Below are 6036 nucleotides of genomic sequence, written 5' to 3'. Positions count from 1 at the left end.
CGCATGAGCACCCCCACCGCACGCCTTGTCGAAGAGGGCGTCAGCATCTGGCTCGACGACCTGTCTCGTCAGCGCATCACCAGCGGCAACCTCGCCGACCTGATCATCACGCGCAACGTGACCGGCGTCACGACCAACCCGACGATCTTCGCGGGGGCGCTCGCCAAGGGCGAGTCCTACGACGGCCAGGTCTCCGTGCTCGCCAAGGACGGGGCCGACGTCGAACGGGCGATCTTCGAGATCACCACCGACGACGTGCAGGCCGCCTCGGATGTCTTCCGTCCGGTCTTCGACGCGACCGGCGGCGTCGACGGACGCGTATCGATCGAGGTCTCCCCCGAGCTCGCGCACGATACCGATGCCACCGTCGCGGAAGCCAAGAAGCTCGCGGCGAAGGTGGACCGCCCCAACGTGCTCATCAAGATCCCCGCGACGAAGGCCGGCCTCCCGGCGATCACCGAGGTGATCGGAGCAGGCATCAGCGTCAACGTGACCCTCATCTTCAGCCTCGAGCGTTACGACGAGGTCATCGACGCCTACCTCGCCGGAGTGGAGAAGGCGCAGGCGGCCGGGCACGACATCTCCACCCTCCAGTCGGTGGCGTCGTTCTTCGTCTCCCGCGTGGACACCGAGGTCGACAAGCGCCTCGCGGCCATCGGCACCGACGCGGCCTCCTCGCTGTCGTCGAAGGCCGGTCTCGCGAACGCGCGTCTGGCTTACGAGCTGTTCCAGAAGAAGTTCGCCTCGGACCGCGCCAAGGCCCTGCTGGAGGCCGGCGCCACCGTGCAGCGCCCCCTGTGGGCATCGACGGGTGTGAAGGACCCGGCCCTGCCGGACACCCTCTATGTCACGGAGCTCGTGGCCAAGGGAACCGTCAACACGATGCCCGAGAAGACCCTCGAGGCCACCTTCGACCACGCGGAGATCACCGGCGACACCGTGACCGGCGCCTACGCGGAGTCGCACGACTACTTCTCGCAGCTCGAGGCCGCAGGCGTGGACTTCGCCGACGTCACGCAGGTCCTGGAGGACGAGGGCGTCGAGAAGTTCGTCGCGTCGTGGCGTGAGCTGCAGGAGACCGTGAAGGCTGCTCTCTCCGAGGCCGCAGAGGCCTGAGGTGAGCTTTCACCTCCACCTCTCCGGACATGTCGAGGAGGCGGTCGAGAGGACCCTTCCGGGTCTCGTCTCGAGCCTCGTCGCCTCGGCCCTGACGGCCGGTGACGACAGTCTGTGGGGTGCCACGGCGCAAGCTGAGGCGTCCCGCCGGCTGGGGTGGGTCCAGGCCGTCAGCACATCGCGTCCGCTCGTCCCCGAGATCCTCGCCCTGCGCGAGGAACTCGTGGCGCACGGGACGACCCGCATCGTGCTCGCCGGCATGGGCGGCTCCTCCCTCGCACCGGAGGTCATCGCGCAGACGGCCGGCGTTCCGCTGACGATCCTCGACTCCACGGCGCCGGGGCAGGTGCTCGCCGCCATCGACGGTGATGCCGAGGCGGGCGGCCTCGACCGAACGGTGCTGGTCGTCTCGAGCAAGTCGGGGTCGACCATCGAGACCGACTCGGCACTCCGGGCCTTCGACGCGGCCTTCCGAGACGTCGGCATCGATCCGGCGGAGCGCATCGTGGTCGTCACCGACCCCGGCTCGCCCCTCGAGGCGGCATCCGGCTCCGCGGGCTATCGCACGTTCACGGCCGACCCCACGGTCGGCGGTCGATACTCGGCGTTGACCGCCTTCGGGCTGGTTCCCGCCGGACTGGCCGGGGTCGACATCGTCGAGTTGCTCGATGAAGCCGAGGCCACGCTGCTCGAAGTCGCGATTGACGACCCCGGGAACCCCGCGCTCGTTCTCGCGGCCGCGATCGCCGGCGGCGAGCCGCGCCGGGACAAGCTCGGGCTCGTCACGGACGGGACCCACATCGTCGGGCTGCCCGAGTGGATCGAGCAGCTGATCGCCGAGTCCACCGGAAAGCAGGGGACGGGCATCCTCCCGGTCCCGCTCCTGCCCGTCTCCCCCGAGCTCGAAACCCGGCCAGAGGATCTGCAGGTCGTGAGACTCGTCGATGACGCGGCGGAGTTCCACCTCTTCGAGCACCATCACGGCGAGGTGCTCGTGAGCGGTTCCCTCGGCGCCCAGTTCGTCGTATGGGAATATGCCACCGCGATCGCCGGACGCCTGCTCGGAATCAACCCGTTCGATCAGCCCGACGTCGAATCGGCCAAAGCCGCGGCCCGCGGGCTGCTCGACGAGCGACCCCCGTCGATCGCCCCGGCGTTCGTCGCCGACGGCGTCGAGGTTCGCGTGTCCGATCCCGTACTGGCCGCTCCCGGAACGATTGCCGGCGTTCTCGACGCCCTCTGGTCGCGTGTGCCGGGCGACGGCTATGTCGCGATACACGCCTACGTCGATCGTCTGGAGTACGCACCGATCGAGGGGCTGCGCGAACTTGTCGCGGCCGACTCCGGCCGACCGACGACGTTCGGATGGGGTCCGCGGTTCCTGCACTCGACCGGCCAGTTCCACAAGGGCGGTCCCGCCCGCGGGGTCTTCCTGCAGATCCTCGAGAGCACCGACGTCGACCTCGAGATCCCCGGGCGCCCCTTCACCTTCGGGGAGCTCATCCACGCACAGGCAGTCGGCGACGCCACCGTCCTCGCCGAAGGGCACGGCCGTCCGGTCGTCACCCTGACGCTCACCGATCCCCAGGTCGACGTGATGTCGCTCTTCGAAGCGGCGCAATAGGAGAACAATCGAATGACGGCCCAGATCTCACGCGCGCAGAATCCCCTGCGCGACCCTGAAGATCACCGCTTGAACCGCATCGCCGGTCCGAGCGCGCTCGTGATCTTCGGCGTGACGGGAGACCTCTCCCGTAAGAAGCTCATGCCCGCGGTCTACGACCTCGCCAATCGGGGACTGCTCCCTCCGGGTTTCGCCCTCGTCGGGTTCGCCCGACGCGACTGGGAGGACCAGGACTTCGCGGAGGTCGTGCACGAGGCCGTTCGCGCTCATGCGCGCACCGAGTTCCGTGAGGAGACCTGGCAGCAGCTGCTGCAGGGCATCCGTTTCGTGCCCGGCGAGTTCGATGACGACGACGCCTTCGTGCGTCTGCGCGAGACGGTCGAGAAGCTCGACATCGAGCGCGGCACGATGGGCAACCACGCGTATTACCTGTCCATCCCGCCCAAGGCGTTCCCGGTCGTCGCCGAACAGCTCAAGAAGTCGGGACTCGTCGACGACACCGCCGACCGACCCGATCGCTGGCGACGCGTCGTGATCGAGAAGCCGTTCGGCCACGACCAGGATTCCGCCCAGGAACTCAACGATGCCCTGCGCTCCGCGTTCCCCGCGGACTCGATCTTCCGCATCGACCACTACCTCGGCAAGGAGACGGTCCAGAACATCCTGGCGCTGCGCTTCGCCAACGAGCTCTACGAGCCGATCTGGAATCGCAACTACGTCGACCACGTGCAAATCACGATGGCCGAGGACATCGGCGTCGGCGGCCGGGCCGGCTACTACGACGGGATCGGCGCGGCGCGCGACGTCATCCAGAACCACTTGCTGCAACTCCTCGCGCTCACCGCGATGGAGGAGCCCATCACCTTCAACGCCGCTGACCTGCGCGCCGAGAAGGAGAAGGTGCTCGCAGCGGTCACCCTCCCGGACGACCTCGAGACCTCCACGGCACGCGGCCAGTACGCCGGAGGCTGGCAGGGCGGCGAGAAGGTTCTCGGCTTCCTCGAGGAAGACGGCATGAATCCGCAGTCGACCACCGAGACCTATGCCGCCATCACCCTCGGCATCAACACACGCCGCTGGGCCGGGGTTCCGTTCTACCTCCGCACGGGCAAGCGTCTCGGCCGCCGCGTCACCGAGATCGCCGTCGTGTTCAAGCGCGCTCCGGAACTGCTCTTCACTCGTTCGCAGACCTCGGGACAGGGTCAGAACGCTCTGGTCATCCGAGTCCAGCCCGACGAGGGCGTGACGATCCGCTTCGGATCGAAGGTGCCCGGCGCCGGCGCGCAGGTGCGCGACGTGACGATGGACTTCGGCTACGGTCACGCGTTCACGGAAGCGAGTCCCGAAGCCTACGAGAGGCTGATCCTCGACGTTCTTCTCGGCGACCCGCCCCTGTTCCCCCGCCACGAAGAGGTGGAGCTGTCCTGGAAGATCCTGGACCCCATCGAGGCGTTCTGGGAGTCGCAGGGCGGTCCCGTCGAACAATACGCTCCCGGATCGTGGGGCCCGGCATCGGCCGATGAGCTCCTCGCCCGCGATGGCCGCACTTGGAGGCGCCCGTGATCATCGATCTGCCCGACACCACCGTCAGCAAGATCAGCCGCGCGCTGGTCAGCGTCCGCGAGGAAGGCGGCGCCGTCGCGCTCGGTCGCGTTCTGACGCTCGTGATCGTCACGCGCGAGGCCGCGATGGAAGAGGCCATCGACGCCGCCAATGACGCGTCCCGCGAACACCCGATGCGCGTGATCGTGCTGATGATCAACGCCGATGACGACGAGGAACCGCGCCTCGACGCACAGATCCGCGTCGGCGGCGACGCCGGCGCGAGTGAGGTCGTGACGCTGCATGCACACGGCGAAGCGGGCGATTCCAACCTCGAGAGCCTCGTGACCGGCTTGTTGCTGTCGGATGCGCCCGTCGTCGTCTGGTGGCCGAATCAGACGCCCGAACACGTCTCGGAGACCTCGATCGGCCGCATCGCGCAGCGACGGATCACCGACGCGGCGACCAAGTCCGACCCCGCGGCATGGGTCGCGTCGCTGGGCGAGCACTATGCCCCCGGTGACACCGACCTCGCGTGGACACGCCTCACGCGCTGGCGCGAGCAGCTGGCCGCGATCCTGGACCAGCCGCCCTACGAGCCGGTGACGTCCGTCCGGGTGCGGGGCGCCGCCGACTCGCCGTCCACCGCGCTGCTCGCCGCCTGGCTCCGGCTCGCCCTCGACGTACCGGTGGATTGGGGCTACCTCGACCCCGCCGACTGGCCTCACGGGATCAAGAACGTGACTCTCGTCCGAGAGAGCGGCGAGGTCACGCTCGAGCGTCCCGAATCCGGCGTGGCTGTCCTGACTCAGCCGGGGCAGCCCACCCACGAGCTCGCGTTCCCGCGCCGCACGCTTCGAGAGTGCCTGGCCGAGGAGCTGAGGCGTCTGGACGCCGACGTGCTGTACGGTCGGGTCATCACCGAAGGGTGGACGCGCTTGGACCGACCATCGAAGGGTCTGCATGACTGAGCATCTCGTCGAGAAGAGCGTCGTGATCGCCGCAGATCCCGACGCTCTCGCGCACGCCGTAGCCGATCGATTCCTTCACCGGCTGCGCAAGCGCATCGACGAGGGCGCCACGGCGCACATCTCGCTCACCGGGGGTTCGATGGGCGGGCGGGTCCTCGCCGCGGCCCGGGAGCAGGCGCAGGGGATCGACTGGTCGCGGGTCCATGTCTGGTGGAGCGACGAGCGCTTCCTGCCTCGCGGCGACCCGGAGCGCAACGAGACGCAGGCGCGTGAGGCCCTTCTGGACCACATCGACGTTCCGCTCGAGAACGTGCACGCGATGGCTTCCAGCGATGGTCTGCACGATCTCGAAGGCGCGGCCGCGGCATACGCGGACGATCTCGCGACGTTCGCCGCCGATGGCCAGCTCTGGCCACGCTTCGACATCGCTTTCCTGGGTGTCGGACCCGACGGTCACATCGCATCGCTCTTCCCGGACAGGCCCGAGATTCTCATCGTGGACCGGGCGGTCGTCGGGGTGACGGACTCCCCCAAGCCGCCTGCCGTCCGTCTGACCATGACACGCCCGGTCATCAACTCATCTCAGCGCGTGTGGATGGTGATGGCGGGGCCCGACAAAGCCCCTGCTCTCGGTCTGGCCCTCGCCGGTGCGAGCTACACGAGCGTCCCCGCCGCCGGTGCGAAGGGTCGCGGACGAACCGTGTTCTTCGTGGATCAGGCGGCAGCCGCGCAGGTCCCCCCGGAGCTGATCGACCGGGAGTACTGATCCGACAGAAGAGGCGC

General features: G+C 68.5%; 5 protein-coding genes. All 5 read left to right on the top strand.

The window, feature by feature from the left end; all coding sequences use genetic code 11:
* Positions 1 to 3: 3 nt before the first annotated feature.
* From tal to pgl, 5 genes are read left to right on the top strand one after another with little or no spacing between them, the layout of a single operon-like run.
* Positions 4 to 1116, top strand: a complete 1113-nt coding sequence (tal, locus tag B3S45_RS04655) for a transaldolase (RefSeq protein WP_194383204.1) — start codon at positions 4 to 6, stop codon at positions 1114 to 1116.
* Between the two features lies 1 nt (position 1117).
* Positions 1118 to 2740 carry a glucose-6-phosphate isomerase gene (locus B3S45_RS04650; protein WP_194383205.1) on the top strand — a complete coding sequence of 541 codons (1623 nt, stop codon included), beginning with the start codon at positions 1118 to 1120 and terminating at the stop codon, positions 2738 to 2740.
* Positions 2741 to 2752: 12 nt separating this feature from the next.
* Positions 2753 to 4303, top strand: a complete 1551-nt coding sequence (zwf, locus tag B3S45_RS04645) for a glucose-6-phosphate dehydrogenase (protein ID WP_194383206.1) — start codon at positions 2753 to 2755, stop codon at positions 4301 to 4303.
* A complete protein-coding gene (locus B3S45_RS04640) occupies positions 4300 to 5253 on the top strand; it encodes a glucose-6-phosphate dehydrogenase assembly protein OpcA (RefSeq protein WP_194383207.1) in 954 nt (317 codons plus the stop codon). Before zwf ends, B3S45_RS04640 begins: the two co-directional genes overlap by 4 nt.
* Complete coding sequence (gene pgl / locus B3S45_RS04635) at positions 5246 to 6019, top strand: 6-phosphogluconolactonase (RefSeq protein WP_194383208.1); 774 nt, start codon at positions 5246 to 5248, stop codon at positions 6017 to 6019. Before B3S45_RS04640 ends, pgl begins: the two co-directional genes overlap by 8 nt.
* Positions 6020 to 6036 lie beyond the last annotated feature (17 nt).

Origin of the sequence: Microbacterium sp. UBA1612 (assembly GCF_002321605.1) — a bacterium.
GTDB classification, from domain to species: Bacteria; Actinomycetota; Actinomycetes; order Actinomycetales; family Microbacteriaceae; genus Microbacterium; species Microbacterium luteum.
Note: the sequence above shows the minus strand (reverse complement) of the source record. Positions and strands in the feature narration are given on the sequence as shown.

Bases quoted from the DNA above. Each gene is read 5' to 3' on its own strand.
- pgl (WP_194383208.1), top strand. From the start codon at position 5,246: ATGACTGAGCATCTCGTCGAGAAGAGCGTCGTGATCGCCGCAGATCCC.
- tal (WP_194383204.1), top strand. From the start codon at position 4: ATGAGCACCCCCACCGCACGCCTTGTCGAAGAGGGCGTCAGCATCTGG.
- zwf (WP_194383206.1), top strand. From the start codon at position 2,753: ATGACGGCCCAGATCTCACGCGCGCAGAATCCCCTGCGCGACCCTGAA.